Source organism: Paenibacillus alvei DSM 29, from assembly GCF_000293805.1.
Classification (GTDB): Bacteria; Bacillota; Bacilli; order Paenibacillales; family Paenibacillaceae; genus Paenibacillus_B; species Paenibacillus_B alvei.
Map to the genome: position 1 here is coordinate 61,360 of NZ_AMBZ01000023.1, position 18,628 is coordinate 79,987.

At 39.6% G+C, this 18,628-nt stretch carries 21 protein-coding genes; 20 read left to right on the forward strand and 1 reads right to left on the reverse strand.

What is annotated here, in order from left to right; all coding sequences use genetic code 11:
- The first annotated feature begins 9 nt into the window (after nucleotides 1–9).
- The 20 genes from PAV_RS31620 to PAV_RS32970 all read left to right on the forward strand — a co-directional run bounded on the left by PAV_RS31620 (nucleotide 10) and on the right by PAV_RS32970 (nucleotide 18,151).
- Nucleotides 10–1,359: an FtsZ/tubulin family protein gene (locus PAV_RS31620; RefSeq protein ID WP_005552644.1), complete on the forward strand. Its 1,350-nt coding sequence runs from the start codon at nucleotides 10–12 to the stop codon at nucleotides 1,357–1,359.
- A gap of 464 nt (nucleotides 1,360–1,823) precedes the next feature.
- Nucleotides 1,824–2,000, forward strand: coding sequence for a hypothetical protein (locus PAV_RS35155; protein WP_157267452.1), 177 nt, complete (start codon nucleotides 1,824–1,826; stop codon nucleotides 1,998–2,000).
- A 79-nt stretch (nucleotides 2,001–2,079) separates the two neighbouring features.
- On the forward strand, nucleotides 2,080–2,319 hold the full coding sequence (locus PAV_RS31630; protein ID WP_005552646.1) for a hypothetical protein: 240 nt from the start codon (nucleotides 2,080–2,082) through the stop codon (nucleotides 2,317–2,319).
- 36 nt (nucleotides 2,320–2,355) lie between these two features.
- On the forward strand, nucleotides 2,356–2,661 hold the full coding sequence (locus PAV_RS31635; RefSeq protein WP_005552647.1) for a hypothetical protein: 306 nt from the start codon (nucleotides 2,356–2,358) through the stop codon (nucleotides 2,659–2,661).
- A gap of 180 nt (nucleotides 2,662–2,841) precedes the next feature.
- A complete protein-coding gene (locus PAV_RS31640) occupies nucleotides 2,842–3,156 on the forward strand; it encodes a hypothetical protein (protein ID WP_005552648.1) in 315 nt (104 codons plus the stop codon).
- 49 nt (nucleotides 3,157–3,205) lie between these two features.
- Complete coding sequence (locus tag PAV_RS31645) at nucleotides 3,206–3,415, forward strand: hypothetical protein (RefSeq protein WP_005552649.1); 210 nt, start codon at nucleotides 3,206–3,208, stop codon at nucleotides 3,413–3,415.
- A 264-nt stretch (nucleotides 3,416–3,679) separates the two neighbouring features.
- Complete coding sequence (locus tag PAV_RS31650) at nucleotides 3,680–4,240, forward strand: YkgJ family cysteine cluster protein (protein ID WP_005552650.1); 561 nt, start codon at nucleotides 3,680–3,682, stop codon at nucleotides 4,238–4,240.
- 215 nt (nucleotides 4,241–4,455) lie between these two features.
- A complete protein-coding gene (locus PAV_RS31655) occupies nucleotides 4,456–4,965 on the forward strand; it encodes a hypothetical protein (protein WP_005552651.1) in 510 nt (169 codons plus the stop codon).
- 742 nt (nucleotides 4,966–5,707) lie between these two features.
- On the forward strand, nucleotides 5,708–6,034 hold the full coding sequence (locus PAV_RS31665; protein ID WP_005552654.1) for a hypothetical protein: 327 nt from the start codon (nucleotides 5,708–5,710) through the stop codon (nucleotides 6,032–6,034).
- A gap of 569 nt (nucleotides 6,035–6,603) precedes the next feature.
- Complete coding sequence (locus tag PAV_RS31670; protein WP_005552655.1) at nucleotides 6,604–6,927, forward strand: hypothetical protein; 324 nt, start codon at nucleotides 6,604–6,606, stop codon at nucleotides 6,925–6,927.
- A gap of 446 nt (nucleotides 6,928–7,373) precedes the next feature.
- Nucleotides 7,374–7,772 carry a hypothetical protein gene (locus tag PAV_RS31675; RefSeq protein WP_005552657.1) on the forward strand — a complete coding sequence of 133 codons (399 nt, stop codon included), beginning with the start codon at nucleotides 7,374–7,376 and terminating at the stop codon, nucleotides 7,770–7,772.
- Nucleotides 7,773–7,777: 5 nt separating this feature from the next.
- Nucleotides 7,778–10,465, forward strand: a complete 2,688-nt coding sequence (gene mobP3, locus PAV_RS32965) for a MobP3 family relaxase (RefSeq protein ID WP_005552659.1) — start codon at nucleotides 7,778–7,780, stop codon at nucleotides 10,463–10,465.
- A gap of 243 nt (nucleotides 10,466–10,708) precedes the next feature.
- The gene (locus PAV_RS31685) at nucleotides 10,709–11,050 is read left to right on the forward strand and encodes a hypothetical protein (protein WP_005552661.1); all 342 of its coding nucleotides are present in this window, start codon (nucleotides 10,709–10,711) and stop codon (nucleotides 11,048–11,050) included.
- Nucleotides 11,050–12,948: a VirD4-like conjugal transfer protein, CD1115 family gene (locus PAV_RS31690; protein WP_005552663.1), complete on the forward strand. Its 1,899-nt coding sequence runs from the start codon at nucleotides 11,050–11,052 to the stop codon at nucleotides 12,946–12,948. Before PAV_RS31685 ends, PAV_RS31690 begins: the two co-directional genes overlap by 1 nt.
- A gap of 21 nt (nucleotides 12,949–12,969) precedes the next feature.
- On the forward strand, nucleotides 12,970–13,314 hold the full coding sequence (locus tag PAV_RS31695; protein ID WP_005552665.1) for a hypothetical protein: 345 nt from the start codon (nucleotides 12,970–12,972) through the stop codon (nucleotides 13,312–13,314).
- A gap of 35 nt (nucleotides 13,315–13,349) precedes the next feature.
- Nucleotides 13,350–14,246, forward strand: a complete 897-nt coding sequence (locus PAV_RS31700) for a conjugal transfer protein TrbL family protein (protein WP_005552666.1) — start codon at nucleotides 13,350–13,352, stop codon at nucleotides 14,244–14,246.
- A gap of 1 nt (nucleotide 14,247) precedes the next feature.
- Nucleotides 14,248–14,601: a PrgI family protein gene (locus tag PAV_RS31705; RefSeq protein ID WP_005552668.1), complete on the forward strand. Its 354-nt coding sequence runs from the start codon at nucleotides 14,248–14,250 to the stop codon at nucleotides 14,599–14,601.
- A gap of 39 nt (nucleotides 14,602–14,640) precedes the next feature.
- Nucleotides 14,641–15,324, forward strand: coding sequence for a TraC-like domain-containing protein (locus PAV_RS31710; RefSeq protein ID WP_005552669.1), 684 nt, complete (start codon nucleotides 14,641–14,643; stop codon nucleotides 15,322–15,324).
- On the forward strand, nucleotides 15,321–17,165 hold the full coding sequence (locus PAV_RS31715) for a VirB4 family type IV secretion system protein (protein WP_005552671.1): 1,845 nt from the start codon (nucleotides 15,321–15,323) through the stop codon (nucleotides 17,163–17,165). The genes PAV_RS31710 and PAV_RS31715 overlap by 4 nt, the downstream gene beginning before the upstream one ends.
- Nucleotides 17,165–18,151: a M23 family metallopeptidase gene (locus PAV_RS32970; protein ID WP_005552672.1), complete on the forward strand. Its 987-nt coding sequence runs from the start codon at nucleotides 17,165–17,167 to the stop codon at nucleotides 18,149–18,151. The genes PAV_RS31715 and PAV_RS32970 overlap by 1 nt, the downstream gene beginning before the upstream one ends.
- A gap of 4 nt (nucleotides 18,152–18,155) precedes the next feature.
- Here the strand turns inward: PAV_RS32970 and PAV_RS32975 are convergent, their stop codons facing one another.
- On the reverse strand, nucleotides 18,156–18,470 hold the full coding sequence (locus PAV_RS32975; protein ID WP_005552673.1) for a helix-turn-helix domain-containing protein: 315 nt from the start codon (nucleotides 18,468–18,470) through the stop codon (nucleotides 18,156–18,158).
- Between the last annotated feature and the right edge of the window lie 158 nt (nucleotides 18,471–18,628).

The following is an 18,628-nucleotide window of genomic DNA, read 5'->3' on the forward strand; positions in this document are numbered from 1 at the left end:
ATATATATTATGGCATTTGATCGAATTGATGGTGTGTGGCCATTAGAGGGTTTTTTGGAGCAGAAGAACGCCGCGCCAGGAATTAAATACGGTTGGATAGGCATTGGCCAAGGTGGAAGCAAAATCGTTGACGCTGTTGCCGGTATTGTGGATAAAGCTGGGAATCAGGTTTATCCTGTGATGATCATAAATAGTAATCTTGGCGATATGGGGAAACTGAAGAATATTTCAAAAAAGGACATGCACCCCTTGGTAGGATATGAACAAGGTGTAGGGAAAAATCCTGAAGTTGGGAAAGAAGCATTCATGCAGAATGGGGCGGAGATTTTCGACGCAGTTGCGGAGAAGATGGCTGGATGTAGCTTTATTTATGTTGTTGGTTCCCTGGGCGGGGGCACCGGTACAGGGGCAATAAACGTCTTAGCGGATGCTATCTCAGATTACATAGGTATCCCTGTGGGGGCTATTGTTTCACTGCCAAGACCAAACGAGATTGAAAGCCTAAATGCGTACAACGCAATGGCTGAACTTACTCCGAAACTCAGCCTGATCCGAGAAGATGAAGAAGGCCGGCAATATCGGGCCTTAGAGAATCTGGTGGTACTGGACAATGATAAAATTATCAAGGAGCATACTACGAAACCAGAAGTGCCTAATCTTACGTGGGATTTTTACTCAAATTATAAAGTGGCTTCCATTATGCATGAGTGGAATGTCATTACATCGCTTGAAAGCGACTATACACTTGATGCTGCGGATTTATTGAATCATATCATTTTAGGCGGCGGTATCCTGACGTACGCTAAAAAGAAAATCAATTTAGATGAAGTTACAAACCGTGAGAACTTGATTGACGAAATCATTAGTTGCTACAAAGAAAAGAATGTTCTTGCAAATGGTTTTGACTATCAAAACGATATGAGCAGCATGGCTCTCGTCGTTGTCATTCCTCGAGACAAAAAGGGGATGCTAAACCAAGATACACTAGAGATTATCCGTACGCGGATAGGGAAGGAGCTGCCACACATTAATTTCTATCCAGGTTTTGCAACGTGGGGATCGCGGCAGCATGCACTGGTCTATACAATGGCGAAAATGGCCGGTCTTCCGGAGAGAGCGAAGAAACTTCGCACCGAGGTTGAGGAGCTGCGTAGTCGGCGTGAGGAAAGTGAGAAGAAGGCCTCTGGGTTCGGTATGGGTGAAAAGATCTCTACGGGAAACACAGTTACGGCCAGAAGAACAGTAGGTGGGAATCCATTCCTCAAGGATGCTTCAAGTAATCAAGCTAAAATGAATAATACACCTCAGACTAACCAAACTACTCAAACAATTCGAAATCCATTTCCGAAGAAAATCTAATTATTAATTCATCATTTTTAGGAATAGGGGCGCCAGTGTGGTCGTTCCTATCCCTGTTTTTCTTTACTGGATTGTCGCTGGTTTGCTGAAGGTGCAAAGAAGAAGGAAGTTGCATGGAATGACTACATGAAGCCTCCTTCTTTTTTTATGATGGCGTGACTGGGGCCATTGGGTGCCGTCCAGTTTGGATAAGTCTTTATGATTTAATACATAATCAGCTAGAAGGGGAGTGGGCCTTTAAATCTATTCCTAGATTGTTAAACCATCATTCTAATCCCCAGCTTGTTTCAGTCAGGCTGACCAAGCGAACTACCGGTACTAGACTGGGGAACCGGCCAAGTACCGGAGGATGGGTTCCATTGGTCATCTATTCCTCCTTTGCGTTCCGAAGCAAAGGGCAAGTTCAAATGATTCGCCGCAAATTGGTCTTCAGCTGGTCATTTCATCAAAAAAGGGGCTCTTCTATGGAACCGAAATTTCTAATCATGTACGAGCATCTTGGTGAGGACAAACCGAAATTTCATATTTTGTTCAATGAGTTATCTTCTAAAGTGAAATTATACGAGTTAGAGAATGAAGCAGCTGCACAGGCTGTTCGGCTTTTTGAAATTAAAGAGATCTCAAGACATAATTGGTCTTAAAGTCGCTGTGTTGTTACTTGTGAGTACGAGAAGGAATGAGTAATAAAAACACGAATGAATTCAAATGGAGGAAAACCTAATGTTCGAGTATGCATTTCTGACACTCAAAAATTATAAACTGACTTCAGTTGCGGATATTATCAATAATCAACCGGAATCGAAATTCCCAAACGAGTGGGAGTTTGATAGGAATGTAATTGATGGCTGGAAAGGAGCTAGTTTTCGTTTTGTTCTGAATGAATTAGGACGAGAACGCTGGGAGCTTGTCTGTCAGCACGGCCTTAATTCGTTTATTTTCAAACGTCTTATCTTGGAATAATAGTGAATAGAAATATGCTATTAAGGAGCCAGACAAATGGTGAGATGGGATAAATTAAATAGCTTTTTTGAAGATAATATAAGGGGCGGAAATCAAGGCCCTGATTACTTTGAAGAATATGAACAGGAATTCAATGGCAAAGTATACAGGGCGTATATTCGTCTAGATGAATTTGATGAAGAGACAGTTAAACTTGCTACAGTTATATTGGGAACATACGATTTAATAGAAGACTTTGAGCACGATCCAGTTGGTTTTGAAATTCCAAGCAATTTATTTTTTCATCAAACCTTCATTCTCAATACTCTTCTCTCTACATCTAAAAAGGAGGAAGGTATATAATATGAGGATTTCCACTAAATATCGCTTTATTGAATTGTGGGGTTCTAGCTCTTAGTTTAGTTTTAACTTTACTATAAATCGGGCTGGATAGGAGATGCATTAGTAAGAAATCAGAATGAATAGGAGAGTACATAACATGGACATAAAGAAGTTGCCCACACTGCATGATATATCAAAAAAATGAGCGAGTTGGAAGCCAGTAGATTAGAGGAATCAAGAAAGCGAGCCCAATCCCATAAAGTTAAATTTTATGTTCGCGGAAAAGCATTCAGCAATGATCACATATATTTCATTGTCGATGAGGACGGAAAGGTTTATAAAATCTTATGGGAATCTGGTTCAAGATTATTTAAACATATCGAAGTCACCTTAGATCATTTGGAGCTTGTATGTGATGAAGTTGATGTTAATCAAGGAGCTGTTCGTTCAGCATTAAAAGCTTGGGAAAAATTTAAGGAAAGAGGATATGTAAATATTGAAGTTTCACGATTCTGAAGTAGCTTATGTGTTCGAGTATCTAAATTGAAAAGGATGTGTTTATCTGATGAAATTATCAAGAAATGAAATGTCGGAAATTAGACTCGCTTTGGAACAAAGGCTTGAAGAATTAAGTAAGCGTCTGGTTTCTTTAGCCGATCAGGGAGAAGCGGTTTTGAATTCAGTTAAAAAAGACATAAAAGATTGCAATTCAGCTCTTAAGAAATTTTCAACTGAATTAAAAGATACAGAATGTGCGCTAGAAGATACAAAGTGAATACTTTGTTGTATGAAATGATAGTTTTGAACAAGACTCTCCTGAAGATCAATAACTTTAGAGAGAAAACTAGAAACGTTTTAACTGATGCATTAAACAACAGTTGAATCAGGGAGGAAATTCAATGTCTCTAGATAATGAAAAAAAGAAACATTAGAGCGTGAGTCAGGCGTTGTTCTTTCCAGATATGTAAAAGAACGCGTCCCAAAAGCATTTTCGGGTGGGAAAGTTAAATTTCGTGAGTATGCTACTCTTGTCGAGGATATGTCCAGTCTAATTGACAAGACTGAAGCTAATATCGAAATTGAGTCTACGTGTCGTAAAGGATGCGCTGCTTGCTGCAGTCATTCTATACTCGTGAATGGTTTTGAGGTCGAGGTCATTCTGAATTATATTGAGCGCAACTATGACTACGAGACAAGAAAAGCTATAAAACAACGTATTAATGATACGGCGAATCGGTTGGATGCTACATTAGGTCCAGCGCCACGGAATACCAATGAACTGAAAAACATACTTGAACATGAAGAAGAAATAAAGACGAACTACTTTGAGCTTCAGCTACCATGTCCGTTACTCAACGAGCAACAAGAATGCATGGTTTATCCAGTCCGGCCATCTCCATGTTGGACATATCGTTCGTATGGTGATCCTGATGTATGCAACACTACATTCGATGTTCCGCATACGATTAATTACATTGGCCATGAAGAATATTATTCTGTAGTAAAGGCAAAGTCAATCGATGCAGGTACAATAACTAATCGTAAATCGTACGTACTAGCAGGTTTTTTGCCGCAGAAACTGCGGGATGCAATTTTTTAGAAGCGATGATTCATCTCCCCGTCATATTTCGGCAAGGTCATCATCCGTTATTCATTGATAGTGAAGAATGGCTACATACTCTTTGAGCATCTGCTCGTCTTGAAGATCGCGCGAACGACTTGTACTATATTCGCGCAAACAAGTGAGGGGGGATGGCTGCGGATTTCCTTATGATGAACTCCGATTAAAAACTAAGTTGTAAGGAGATAGATACCATGAAAACACTATCTGAAGAAATAAAGGGAATACTCGAATGCTATGTAATACAGAATTCGGAACAAATGTTAACTGAAAAACGGAATGAGTCTTTTAGGAAAACAAGAGAAAATATAAACGACATAATTTCTGAAAAACTATATGCATGGCTTTGTGCTAATGAAGAATCATTAAAAAGAAATAGTATATCAGTTTCGAGGAATGAACAATATGTAATATTGCTAATCAATGACTTTACTATCGAGATTTCATTCAGTGGAAGCAGTAATGACAAACATCAAGGCCCTGACGCTACGTATGAGGGCTTTGTTAAATGGTCATTTGAACCACCAAAATCCGTTAAGAAAGCCAGGACAGGTGGAACGGCATACACTTATAAAGGACTCCATGTAGATTTGGATTATTCACATGACAAGTCATATTTAGAGCGGCAGATTAAACAAAAATTCACTCATGAACAATTTAAAGAAATTTTATTAACCAGCCTGAGAAATAGTCTATTGAAATAAAGTGGGAACTGATGCTGTCGTTCAATATTTTAATGAAAACTATTCATTTAAAGACTGCCCTACATACTTATAGCTCTCAACGCGACAGAAGCAGACATGCGTTCGTATAATTCTTGGAGCGTCATCGTAGAAGAAGACGAAAATTCAATATAGGGGCGCATGTTGTCGAGATAGTAGATATGTTAGCCATTCGTGCAACTAAGAAGCGCCTATTAACAACGAAACAGAATTGTTATGCGAGCATTCATGAAATGCACATTCTTTATCTTAGCGGTTATTAGTATTATTGTTTTTATTGGAACAAATATTGGATTCTTTTTCTTTAATAACTTTCGGGATTTCATAGGTTTTAGTGCTTATGCAGTAGTAATTTCCACTGCATTTGTAGGTAGTGGTATTTTCGTATACATTGCAAAACAATTAGATGAAGTTTATTGAGTGTCTATTGTAAAGAACTTCAATATTATGGAGGTGAAATTGCATGAAGAACAATTGTCAATAATTGGTAAGAGGCTCGGTGGGGTAATAATACAAATAGATCCAAAAGAAGGTTCATATATTAATCCCTTGGAGGAGTAAATTCAGAAATTTAAAGCCGTTCGAGATAGTTTCCAAAACATAGTGAATTTATTTAGAAAAGTACAAACAAGCGTTATCAATCATTCGTGTTGCAATCGGTGAGAATACAAATGATACAGAATGTGCGCTGGAAGATACAAAGTGAATAGGGGCGTGTATTAAAGTGGATAGAAACGCTAAACATCGTTACTGGCTGGTAAAACTGGGGGAGTTGTATTATGCAGGTGAATTGGCACGTAAAAGCCAGGTAAAAAATGCGTTTAGTTATGAATTTGTAAGCGATGAGGCATTGGCTTTTCCTTTTAATAATGAAGTTTTTGCTGATCAAATAAATGCTAAATGTGGTGGAGTAGTTACTTCAAGGGAAACAACTTTTGGTGATTACGTTGCTTTATATGAAAGACATCAAAAATATACGAATAGTGAAGAGGAATTCTATAAAGAACAGAGTAGTATGCTTATTGACGTACTGGAAAATGAGAAGCTTTAAGAAAACGCAGTACACGTTTAATGAACAGGTGGTGTTCAACTTGAGAGATCCAGAAACCGACCAAAAATTCAAAAAAGGGTTTGCTATCACTGCTTCAATCACTGTAGGCATTGTTGGCATTGTCTCGATTATAAGTTTGCTAACAAAATGAATAAATTAAAAATGAGGTGAGTGGATAAATTAGTAATATTCCGAATCTCATACTCTATTATAAGTTTTCTTTTATAGTCAGAAGATAGACATTAAAGCTCCGATATAGGGAGCTTCTTTTTTACGATCACTAAGGGAAGACCTATTATTTTCATGAATGTGTTTATGTGTGTCCCAATGTGTTCTGAGAACACACTATTGATTTTCCTTGTTATATCAAGGTTTTTTGATGTTTGTGTTCAGGTGTGTTCCGAGGACACACATACATATGTTTGATTATTTTTATGTGTACGTGTTCTTTGAACACACGTATTATCCAACCTAGATTTTGATATGTGTGTTCGATTGACACACATATAACTGTTAAGAGATCATAATATGATTATGATGTGTGTAGTGCGGTGAGGGAGGTATATATTTTGAGACAACGAATGCCGTGGATTTTAGAAGGTCGTTCAACCTTTGTTCGTAATAGATTGCTAAAAGCGTATTCACTAGACCAACTTGAGTGTGACGATACTTGGTACAAAGAGGTTATTGAAGCTCCAGAGTGTGATTTTTTCGGTATTCATAGAGATGATCTTGAATTGATATATCATTATTTTTCGCCTTCTGATTCAGAATTAATCAGTATTCAAAACAAGTATGGAAATTGCGATTTGTTCACAGTTGTCATTGCAAAGCTCACTGAACTATATGACCGTGCTTATCAGAATGCTATTAAAAAGTTACAAGTGGTGTAAAACTATGGTCATCGGAATTACGATGCTACAGCTTACCCGGTCAATTGCATATGTAAGCTTTTAGGACTCTATTTTCTTGAAGTAGGGGCTGCTATCAATACAAATAAAATGATCAATTACCAGGAATGTAATTCAAATTTGGTGATGAGTAACTTGGTTGCTCGTACTAAAAAACGGAGCTGAGCGAGGCAGAGCACGACCATCCCGAGACGTTTTTCGAGGGTGCTAGTCGTGTAATGCAGGATAAGGCACGTTTCCGTGCGTGACTACGCGTATCTGGCAAAGCCAGTTATATTATATTGTTAATGTGACTACATTAGTGACTACGATGTATGAGTCTTTTCTCTTTTTTGACTACGTTCTATGAAAAACTGCTCTATATTCATCAAATCTATGACTACATATGGTATATTTTACTTGAATACTGGACTTAGGGAGTGGTACATATGGCAAAAGAATCAATAAACACTTTGGGGCATCCTAAACGCTTACGACTTGAAGATGATTTAGAAAGAATGATCGCGGCCATTGCGATTATGAATAATGAGTCACAGACAGATACAATGAGAAGAATGCTTCGTGAGCAAGCTGAGCGCGAGTTAGCTGAACAAGCGATTGGATATGTTCTTCCTCAAATCAGACGAGCTGTTGCTGAGTCGATAAAGCCAACGGAAGAACGGATGGCCAAATTAGCTGTAAAAGGGACAATTGCTTCCGCGACAACCATGTATACGAATTTAGAAGTATTGGGAAGAATGGGGCAGCGTGATGTTCGAGACATCTATGATATTGCTCGAAAAAAAGCGGTAGCTTTTACTCGATCGAAGCCTGAGTCAGAGGAATAATCATCATGACCAAAAACTACGGAACCTTAAGTGAGGAACATGCTAGATTTCAAGCTCCGTTTGTTTGTAAGATCAGATTTTATATTCCGGAGAGAGGAACGAATGTAATCCAATCAAAAAACGCTGCTCATATTGGCTATATTGCAACACGTCCTGGTTCTGACTTTGGGGAAGAGGAGAAAGCATACCAGAACGATAGCAGCCTTGATTTTGATAAAGAGATAGAAGGAGAGTTTCATGAGCCGGAGCCAGGGACTGCTGCAGGACACGTAAAGTATGCAGACGAACGTCCAGGATCTCACGGTTTATTTTCTTATAGCGACGAGAAACCGAATTTGATGAAAATCCAAAAGGAGCTCGAGGAGCATAAAGGAATTGTTTACCGAGTTGTACTTAGTCTAACAGAAGGAGACGCAAAGAGGGTTGGCTTCACAGAGCGTGAAAAATGGGAGAACGCACTACGTGCTTCGGTTCCAGAAGCAGCAGCGAAAATGGGGATCCCAGAAACAAACTTGAATTGGGTGGCCGCATTCCACCAAGAAAAGGGGCACCCTCATGTGCACCTTGTTATGTGGGAGAAAAATCCGGTTCGAAGAAGGGGCATTCTTAATGCCAAGTTAATGGAGGATGTAAAAAGGTCATTTGCAAGAGAAGTGTTCGCTGAAGAACGGATGATCCTTAATCAGGAGAAAACTGCAACAAGAGAATACATAAGAGGACTATCAAAAGAGCAATTAGGTAACGTTGTTGGTCTAATACGGGATGTTCGTGAGCTGCAGAAAGATGTTGAGCTTGAACACCAGAGTATGGGGATTATTGATAACAGTATTGCACCTAAACTATACATGAATGATAAGCAAGATATTGCGGATCGATTGAATAGGCTTGGTGAGTTATTACCAGATCGAGGTAGGATAGCTTTTCAGTACATGTCCCCAGAGATTAAATTGCATGTACTTGATACAACGAGATGGCTGCTAGATAAGCCGGCATTCTTTGATGCGAAGCAAAGATACTTGTCTTCAGTGGAGTGGATGACAAAACAGTATTCTTTTAAACCTGAAGACATTCAAAAGGCTAAAGATAAAGCGATGGCTGATCTTGAAAAGAGGGTAGCGCAGGTTGTATTACGAGCTGCTGCAGAATCAAAGAAAGATGTATATCTTAAAGTAGATCCGCAGCGAGCAGCTCTTGCCGTCCAACAATTCAGTAGGGCAAGCGGAAGGATTGTTGATACAAGGCCCATAGAGGTTATGCGCAGATCATTTGAAGCGTTACGTGAGATTGGATGCTCACCTGAATTTCAGCACAACTTGGCTCTAAAGTGGCTAGAAAAAGCAGAGATTGGAGTTACTGCAAATTCAATTGGTGGACTCATCAAAGACGTAAATAGTCAGCCCCGAAACGAGAATAACAATGACCAAGTAATGCATGAAGTAGCTGCGAATGTCCTTCGATTTGCTGGTCAAGAAAGGGAATCTGTAAAAAATATACTAGATAGAGCAGGGGTAGAATCATCGGAAATTGAGCGGTTATTGAAGGCTTCTGACAAAAACCTCGATGCATCTGCCAAGTCATTGATTAGTGAAAGAGACTGGAAACGGTTCACAAACAATATGGGTATTAAAGCAGAATACCCATGGGAGATTAAAGAAGATCAAATAGTAATCCAGGAGCTTAAACAAGATGTTCTAAATGGTTTTCGAAAAGGGAAGTTTCATAATGAGTTTGATTCACAAGAAAGGGGGTACATTGCTTTTTGCATGACCGTTGCTTTAAAACAGTTGGGGGTTTCGCCTCAAGAGAGAAAAGAAATTATGACTGAACTGAACAAAGAAAACCATATTCCAAACCTAAATAAAATTCTAAAGAAGGTAGATGAATCAGATACAAACTTCCTGAGAAAAGGAACATGGGAAAAGATTTGTAACGCCATTAACCAAGACCTTAAATACCCGTGGATTACAAAAGAGGTAATGGTATTGAATGCTGAAAAATTTAGCGAAGCAATTCAAAAAATTGATAATAGCGTTCATAAAATTAATGAGATCAAAGAAGCAGAATGGACAGCAAAAACCTATATCTCATTCTTGAAAAATAGTGAAGAGCGTTTGGATATTCGTGATCGTGTTGAGACATGGGCTCGTACCACTCAGAATCTACCTCAAATAGTTGTCGATAAGCTTCCTATTCTTGAAAAGAGATCAGGGGATATTGAGATACTTGCGAAGCAGATTGGTATACGAGATAAAGCTTATGAAAATGTAAAAAACTTTGCCAAGATTCTGTTTTCTGCGGGATTAGAATACGAACAAGTGAAGAACATGGTTGTAGATTGGAATCACAGGTCTGGGTCCGAGTTAAATATGGAAAAGATAACGGAATCGATTGAGTTCGTTGAAAAACAACATAATGAGTTAAAAATTTGGGGAAGAACGCCGGTTGTCAGTAAAAAAGATTACGAATCGTTAACGAACGTACTCGGAGCTCAATCTCCTTATATTTGGGTCAGTAAAAATAGTCATGATTATAACCAAAGTAATGGTTTGAATATCGCAAAGAAATTGTGGAAGTCGCTATGGAACGGGCTCGATCAGGAGCGAAATAAAACACTTGCACAAGGAGAGATGCTAAGACGAAGAAATGAAAAACGGCTTCAGCGAGAAGCTCAGAAAGAACAAGAAAAAGAATAGACGGTCATTAAGTTTGGATTATTTTAGACAATATTCGTGAAAATACTTCCATTTTGTCATAAAATTTGTCATACTTAATACCGATACCAATGGGTCTTTTGGTTCAATGTCTTAATTAGTTTAGGAAAATACACCTAAACAAGATATGAGCTTTAAGACCTTTTATTTTGGGAGAGGAGGTGGTACAAATGTACCAGTCTATTGAATCGAATTTGGAAAAACGATTGAAAGTGAGGGGGGAGAGTGGGAAGAACAAGAGTCTCAGGGCGTTTGATGTTATCTCCATTGGCTCAAGAATGCTGGGATCAAGCTAAAAAAACGCGAGGGGCGCAGACGAGGCTTCTTGAAAACTCAATTGAGTACTATATACATCACTTTCCTTCGGCTTTAACCGAGTTAACATCCGAACATGATTCATCTGAGCGAGTAATTGAATATCATTTGAATCACGGGACTCAATTTGAAATGAAGCTCATCATTAAATTATTAACTCAAATTGCAGAGTCACAGGGCTTGCCCATTGATCAGATTGCGAAAGAGTTAGTAGGTGCCAAAAACGATATTCAAGAAAGTGAATACGGATAATGAAAAACTACTTAAAACCAAAATGGATTTCATTGTACTTTATTTTGCTAGTAGACATACTTGTTCTCCCTTCACTGATTTTGCTTCCAGAATATGTAGTCAAATATCAATTTGAAGCTGCATCCCATTGGTTTAAGGATTTTAGTGTTATATCATCAATCACCCAGATCATACATAATAGTTTTTTGCTCAAGATCTGGCTGTTTATGCAATTCATTGTTTTTGCTTTGGTTATCTTAATCTTTTGGAAAGACACCCCAGGCAAGAAAAATAAGATGCAAGATATTGGGGGACCCGAAGCTGCTGGTTCTGGCCAGTTCGGTACCAGTCGCTGGCAATCCGAAAAAGAAATAGCTAAAACCACGGCAACATGGAAATTTCATGAGATGGTTTTAGCAGGTGGAATTGTACTTGGAGCTTTACTTGATCGCGGTAGACAGTTTGCCTATATCGATAAAGACGATGCGAACACTATCATCATTGGGGCAACAAGATCAGGTAAAACACGAAGACTTATCTTCCCAACCATCTGGATGTTAGCACATGCCGGTGAGTCCATGATTATTACGGATCCCAAAGGTGAACTGTATGATCGGACATCAACAAGCTTGAGAAAAAGGGGCTACAACGTTCGATTTATAGATTTTCGTAAACCTGGTCAAGGAAATCGTATCAATTACATGGAGCCAGTCTTAAAAGCATTACGTGAAAAGAATGTTCCAGAGGCCACCAAGCATGCTTGGACGATTGCTCATATGTTTGTTTACCAAAAACCTGGTTCTGATAAAGGAGAGTCCATCTGGCGTGATGGTGCAGAATCGGTTATTGCGGCACTAATTCTAGCTGTGGCTATGGAAGCTCCATCGGAAAAACAGAAACATATGTATTCTGTTTATAAAATGCTCGTAGAACTCGGAAGAGTACAAAAGGTCAAAGTGGGAAATCAGATTATTGATTATGTACCTCTAAATGACTATATGGAAAGGCTGCCGCTGGATCATCCAGCAAGAGATGCGTATGCAACAGCGTTTCTGGCACCAGAACGTACACGAGGTAGTTTCTTCTCATCAGTTTCAGCTCATTTGCGTTTATTTGCTGATCCTTCTGTTGCTTATCTTACTTCATACCAGGATCACGAACTTATTGGGGCTGGTAGAGAAAAAACAGCTGTATTCCTCATTATTCCGGACGAGGATACTACAAGACATCCATACGCTGCGCTGTATGTAAATCAGACCTATGATGCCCTAGTCGAGTATGCAAATGAATGCGGTGGCCGACTTCCGATTCGTGTAAACATGCTTCTTGATGAGTTTGGTAATATGCCGCCTTTCCCTGATTTTGATACTAAGCTAACAGTTTCACTAGGACGTGGTATTCGATGGAATATGGTTATCCAAGCCTATGGTCAGCTGACACAAAAATACGGAGAACATGTGGCAGATACCATAAAAGGTAATGCCCAGAATACCATTTATCTACGCACTAACGACAATAAAACAGCTGAAGATTTAAGTAAACGAACGGGAATGTACACCATTGCCACGGAAGGTAGCTCATATAACGTGGGTCAACATCATGTGAATCGTGGTGGTTCATCTTCTTTTACAGGGCGAAGATTGCTAACACCCGACGAAATTCTAAAATGGCCAAGGGACATGTCCCTAGTTTTACGCGGGGGGATGAACCCAACAAGATTACCGTTACCTGATTTAAGTCTTTGGCCAGCAGATCAAGAGTTTAAATCCATTGAGGATGATGAAAAGAGAGTAATTCATAAAGTTGATATGTTTATTCCAAACTTGAATCAATCTAGCTCTTACTCATCAGATGAACTCGAAGTACAAGAAGAAACTGCAGCATCATCTGATACTGATATGTTTATGGATGTCGATTAATTCTTGAGGAGTGTGTTTCTTATGAGAGACAAATTGAAAGCAGTTTATGAAAGTAAGACACTTCGTCTTTTCTGCATGTTTACTATGATCATGATGTTTGCGGCTATGCCTGCTTTTGCGTCACAACCCAAAATCGTATCTGGAGCAATCAACCTGGCCAACGCTGCTTTTACTTGGCTGCTCGCTATTATCCCGGTTACAGCTATCCTTATGTTTGCATGGCATTCTTGGATGAAGTCATTAGCTGATGGCGAGTCCGGCGCTGTGGCGGAAAGAAATAAGAAAATGAAGAATGTAATCATCTATTCTTCAATAGCGATGGGTGCATCCGGATTAGTTGCTTTATTAACCTCATACCTTAAATAGTTTGACGGTTTTTTCTATATATAGGGGGTGACACTTTGTTACGACCACAACCTTTGTGGAACCCGATTGGTGATATGATCCAAGAATCAATAGAAAAGTGGTTTACTAATCTTGCAGCAGATGCCGTAAATGCTTTCCTTGAATTTTTAAACGCTGTCAATGGTATTTCAAGTAGTGTATTGGATCTACCAGTCGTTATCGATGCGATCGCATATTCACAAGTATTGGCACTAGCGATATTGGTTGCGAAATTTGCCTTTGAAATATGGTATAACAACATACTTCGTCAAGATGGGGATTCGGATGCAGATCTATCGGGAGTATATTTAAGAGGAAGCCAAGCAATTGCAGTTGTAAGTGCAGTTCCATGGATCGTTAGGCAAGCCTACAAATGGGGCTCGGACATAGCCGGAGATGTTGCGGCATTACCGGGCGTTAATTATCAAACCATGAGGACACCGCTTGAGCAACTTATCCATTCGGCTTTGAGTTCTCAATTTTATCCGCTGCTGATCTCACTTGCTGTTCTGTTCGCATTAATCATTTTGATTATTGTATTAGTACAAACCTTCATTAGGGCAGCTGAATTAGCAGTCGCTGCAGCGGTAGGTTCGTTTATGGCTTTAGGACTTACTAACCCCAACAGTCAGGCGTTCCAATCCTGGTGGAGAGAAGTCCTCAATTTGTCTCTTGCCCAAGCCGTTCAAATGTTTTTAATAAAGTGCAGTTTTTTTGCACTCCTTAACTTTAATGCAGCAGCTTGGGTTAATGTCATGTTGTTTGTTGGATTTGTATGGGTTACCTATAAATCACCAACCATTCTCAAACAATACGTATATTCAACAGGATTTGGTCGGGCGACTGCAGGAGCTGCTCAACAGGCCGGTTCAATGGCAATCATGCGAAGAGTTATGTCCAAAGGGGTGAAGTAGATTGGGAAATGAGCTCTACGATGAAGATGATTTTGCATCGAAAAATGAAACTGTGTATTTTATACCGAAAAACGTAAGATCTCGGTTTGAATTTTTGCCTGGTTTTGGAGTTCGAGAATTACTTATCACATTAACGGGAGCAGTAATTGGATTGGCTATTGCTTTTATAGTCTACCTTTTCACCCAACATATTCTGTCCTTTGTATTGGTGGGTTTGGTTGGGGGCTTATCGTTCTTCTTGGCTAAACCGGATCCGAGAACGGGGAAAAATGCACTTGATCTATTAAAAGATATTCAGAGTTACAAGTCTCGACCAAAACGATATTTTTATCGCTACGGAGATGGTAGGGGCTAAGGCCACTACCTCTCTTTACTACAATCAGAGGTGAGGAGTATGGGACTGAAAGATAGGTTGAAACAGCATGCAAAAGGTGAGAACAAAAAGGCTCCAGGTAAAAAAGTGAGTAATGCATCGTCTACGAATCCGTCTACACAGACATGGATGCCAATAAAAGATATCAATAACAATTTGTTGTACCGGAAAGACTCGATGATTGTAGCTACAATACGCGTTCAGCCGGTCAATTTGGATCTGTTAAGTAACAATGAGAAGAGTAGAAAAATAAAACAACTTGAAGAACAGATAAATGGGATAAATTATAAACTCCAGATTCTTTCTATTGCGAAACCAGTTGATTTAGACGGCTTTATCCTCAAGATGGAACATGCAAAGCAGCAAGCAGATGGAAATTTAGAGATACGGCTATTAAGTCACTATATTGAACAAGCAACCTACAAGGCGATTAGCGGAGAGGCACTAGAGCGCCATTTTTATATTCTAATACCAGCCGAATTAGGTAAGAAGCCCGAGCTAGATGAGCAAATGCTAATTCAAAGGGCGTCTGAACTCGCTTCAAGCCTGACATCTGCAGAGCTATTCAGTCATGTATGTAGTGATCCTGAACTGCAAGATCTACAATTTATCTTTAATAATCCAAATCAAGCTGCATATGAGCGCTCACCTTTGACGGCAACTTCCATTCCGCCTGTTTATTTTGCAGAGGAGGTATATCAATGAGTGCAACAGTCAAAAAGAAGAAAAAAGGTAGTCAAACTGCTGCCCCTGCAATGACGGGTCTGTTAGATATTATCAGTCCTACAGCAATTAATTTTCAAAATAAAACAATCATCAATGGGGAGCTTTACCAGCGTACGCTGGTGGTTATTGATTACCCAGAACGTGTGAACGCAGGATGGCTCTCAAAAGTAGCGACAATTCCTGGTGTTGTGTTCAGTTGCCATTTATCACCGACAGACCCTTATGCACTGATTGAACAAATTAATATTTCAATGGGGGAACTTGAAGGGAAAATCATTCAAGGTGGAAATCCTCTATTGATGCAGCGTACAGCAAGTCAGCTTAAAGGCGCGAAACATCTGATTAAAAAAATTGACACGGAACAACAAGCAGTTTTCTTTGCAACGGTTGTGTTACTAGTGAGTGCAAATGACTCAGATACGCTGCAGCAGAGAGTAAAGAGAGTAGAATCCATTTTGTCAGCATCGGGGATGCGTGGACGAACACCTATGTTTAGGCAAGAAGATGCTTTCAAATCTGTAGGGCCGTATGGTCATCTTGTTCCGGAAATCGAACAAATTGGGGCACGTAATATGCCGGTAGAAACTATCGCAGCGATGTACCCATTCGTCTACTCCGGGATCAATGATGGAGATGGCATTCTACTAGGAGCAGACAAGTTAGGTGGGATTGTTCTCGTTGATTTCTGGCTACGAGAAGGCAGCCGTACTAATTCGAATGTAACTGTATTAGGAAGGCCTGGGGTGGGTAAATCAACGATCATCAAAAAAATACTGATGGCTGAATATGCGCGTGGTACTAAAGTCCTTATCATCGACCCTGAAAGTGAGTACAAAGATCTTTGTAAAAACCTTGGAGGAGATCGCATTATTTGTAGCGGTGGTTCCAGAGGGCGAATAAATCCATTGCAGGTACGCGCAGTTCCGAAGGATGACGAAGACGAAGAAGAAAAACTCTATACGGAAGAAGACGAAAGTAAGGGGGCTTTAGGTTTACACTTTCAGACCCTTAGAACCTTTTTCCGCTTATATCTAAAAGAACTAAGTAGGATTCAAAAGGGGTTACTTGAAATTGCTCTAGAGAATGTATACGCAGCAAAGGAAATTTACTGGTCCACGGATCCTTCAACTATTCCAAATGACGGATGGCCGACAATCGTCGATTTATATAATTACTGTGAAGATGAATCCAATAAAGATAGTCGTGATAAAGATCAATGGAGAGAACTCGCGCTCTATCTTAGACCTGCTGCAATTGGTGCGGATAAAGCTTTATGGGCGGGACAAACAACTATTAAAGCGGACTCTAGATTTGTTTGTCTAGACATAAATGGACTTCTTGATGCTGATGAAGAGGTTCGAAAAGCGCAATTTTTTAATGTACTCTCCTGGGCGTGGAACAAGATTGTAGAAGATCGAAGTGAAAAGGTTATTTTGGCAGTAGATGAAACTTACTTGCTTGTAGATCCAGAAGCTCCGCAGCCACTTCAGTTTTTGCGTAATACTTCAAAACGTATTCGGAAATACGAAGGCGGCCTAATGGTTATTACTCATAACATGATTGACTTTATGGATCCTGCAGTTAGACGGTATGGTCAAGCCCTTTTGGATAACCCGGTATACAAGATCATCATGGGACAGGGAGATAACGACGTTGATGCACTTAGAAAGCTCATGTCTTTATCAGAAAAAGAAGTAGAGACCTTATTAAAAGGTAACCGAAGTGAGGCTTTGTTTGTAGCCGGAGCGAGGAGAATACATGCCAAGTTTGAAGTTTCTCCGTTCGAGTTATCTATGTTCGGTAAAGGTGGCGGTCGCTGATGCCTGCCTGGGTAGTTAGGATAGGTATACAAGTTATCCGTGATCCGGAACGTGCCCTCAAAATTGCATTAATTGTTTTAATAACCGTTATGCTTCTCGTTATGTTCTTATTTGCTGCACCGATCGCTTTTTTTACATTCTTGCCAGTAGGCAGCTCCCAAGATGAATATGACTATTACACTCAGGGGGCCAATCGAATACGGGTTGAGACTACTATTGATGTCAATTGGCAACATATCATGGCGATTGATGCTGTAATACTCAATCAAAATTTTAAAAAATCTAGTGCAGAACGAGCATATGGCTACAAAGAGTATTTTGTAAGAGAAGAAACAGAAACCGTTAAGAAGACATGTACAGATACGAAAGGGAAAGAGTACGACTGTTCCTACACAAAAACGAATTACTTTGCTCGGGATTTCGAAGAAACGCTACAGATGCTTGTTGCAGACGGGAAATTAAAAAGTGACCAGTTACAAGAAGTTAGAGATAAAGTCACTTTTGCAATCGAATCTTCTGGAGGGAAGGTGTCTTTCAAAGGCGGTGGGGTTTCTGGCCCTGGAGATATAGGTATATTCCAGCCCGTTGAAGGAGCCATGGGATGGCCAACTGATAAAAACCAAACGACTATCACTTCTCCTTTTGGCTATCGGATAGATCCTATAACGGGTGCAGAATCTATTTTCCATAAGGGGACGGATATTGCTGTTCCGATTGGAACACCTGTTTATGCAGCAAGAGATGGAAAAGTGATTATAGCAAGATATAGCTCTTCAGCTGGTAACTATGTAGGAATAGATCATGGCGATGGAATGGTTACGAAGTATATGCACTGTGATTCATTGGTTACAAAGCAAGGAGCCCAGGTTAAAGCAGGGCAGCTCATAGCAAAGTCAGGAAATACTGGAGCAAGTACAGGCCCACACCTTCATTTTCAAATCGAAATAAGCGGTAAGCCTGTAGATGCTATGCAGTATTATAGATAATCGTTCATTTTAGGATACCAGAAAGGAATTTGATAAGATCATTTCTTTGTTCGGGTGTCATTGAATAAAAGAGCTCAAGAAGTTGATTTTCGTGTTCTGTGAGTGAGTATTTACCGGTAATGCTTTCAGCCGGCAGCACATCTATTACGCTAACACCTAAAGCGTTACAAACCTTTTCGAGCGAATTCAGGGTGGTTGATCTCGAGTCTCTTTCAATATCATTTACTGTAGACTTTGATACGTTTGCTCGAGCTGCAAGTTCTTCAGTAGACCATCCTGCATCTTTTCGAATCGTTCGTACCTTATTTCCAATTTTCATATTCTCACTCCAAAAGTAAATATCATCAGATGAAGTGTAACACACAATTCATAAGATTTTTACTTTGTCCTGTATACAGAACTTTATTTACTTATGTCCTATATTAAGGTAAAATATACTAGGACATCAAGTACTATTGTCCTAGTCGCGTTCTAATT

Coding starts and splice junctions, on each gene's coding strand:
- PAV_RS31655 (WP_005552651.1), top strand. CDS start 4,456: ATGAAAACACTATCTGAAGAAATAAAGGGAATACTCGAATGCTATGTA.
- PAV_RS31620 (WP_005552644.1), top strand. CDS start 10: ATGGCATTTGATCGAATTGATGGTGTGTGGCCATTAGAGGGTTTTTTG.
- PAV_RS31690 (WP_005552663.1), top strand. CDS start 11,050: ATGAAAAACTACTTAAAACCAAAATGGATTTCATTGTACTTTATTTTG.
- PAV_RS31710 (WP_005552669.1), top strand. CDS start 14,641: ATGGGACTGAAAGATAGGTTGAAACAGCATGCAAAAGGTGAGAACAAA.
- PAV_RS31630 (WP_005552646.1), top strand. CDS start 2,080: ATGTTCGAGTATGCATTTCTGACACTCAAAAATTATAAACTGACTTCA.
- PAV_RS31650 (WP_005552650.1), top strand. CDS start 3,680: ATGTCCAGTCTAATTGACAAGACTGAAGCTAATATCGAAATTGAGTCT.
- PAV_RS32970 (WP_005552672.1), top strand. CDS start 17,165: ATGCCTGCCTGGGTAGTTAGGATAGGTATACAAGTTATCCGTGATCCG.
- PAV_RS31695 (WP_005552665.1), top strand. CDS start 12,970: ATGAGAGACAAATTGAAAGCAGTTTATGAAAGTAAGACACTTCGTCTT.
- PAV_RS31715 (WP_005552671.1), top strand. CDS start 15,321: ATGAGTGCAACAGTCAAAAAGAAGAAAAAAGGTAGTCAAACTGCTGCC.
- PAV_RS35155 (WP_157267452.1), top strand. CDS start 1,824: ATGGAACCGAAATTTCTAATCATGTACGAGCATCTTGGTGAGGACAAA.
- PAV_RS31635 (WP_005552647.1), top strand. CDS start 2,356: ATGGTGAGATGGGATAAATTAAATAGCTTTTTTGAAGATAATATAAGG.
- PAV_RS31640 (WP_005552648.1), top strand. CDS start 2,842: ATGAGCGAGTTGGAAGCCAGTAGATTAGAGGAATCAAGAAAGCGAGCC.
- PAV_RS31645 (WP_005552649.1), top strand. CDS start 3,206: ATGAAATTATCAAGAAATGAAATGTCGGAAATTAGACTCGCTTTGGAA.
- PAV_RS32975 (WP_005552673.1), bottom strand. CDS start 18,470: ATGAAAATTGGAAATAAGGTACGAACGATTCGAAAAGATGCAGGATGG.
- PAV_RS31675 (WP_005552657.1), top strand. CDS start 7,374: ATGGCAAAAGAATCAATAAACACTTTGGGGCATCCTAAACGCTTACGA.
- mobP3 (WP_005552659.1), top strand. CDS start 7,778: ATGACCAAAAACTACGGAACCTTAAGTGAGGAACATGCTAGATTTCAA.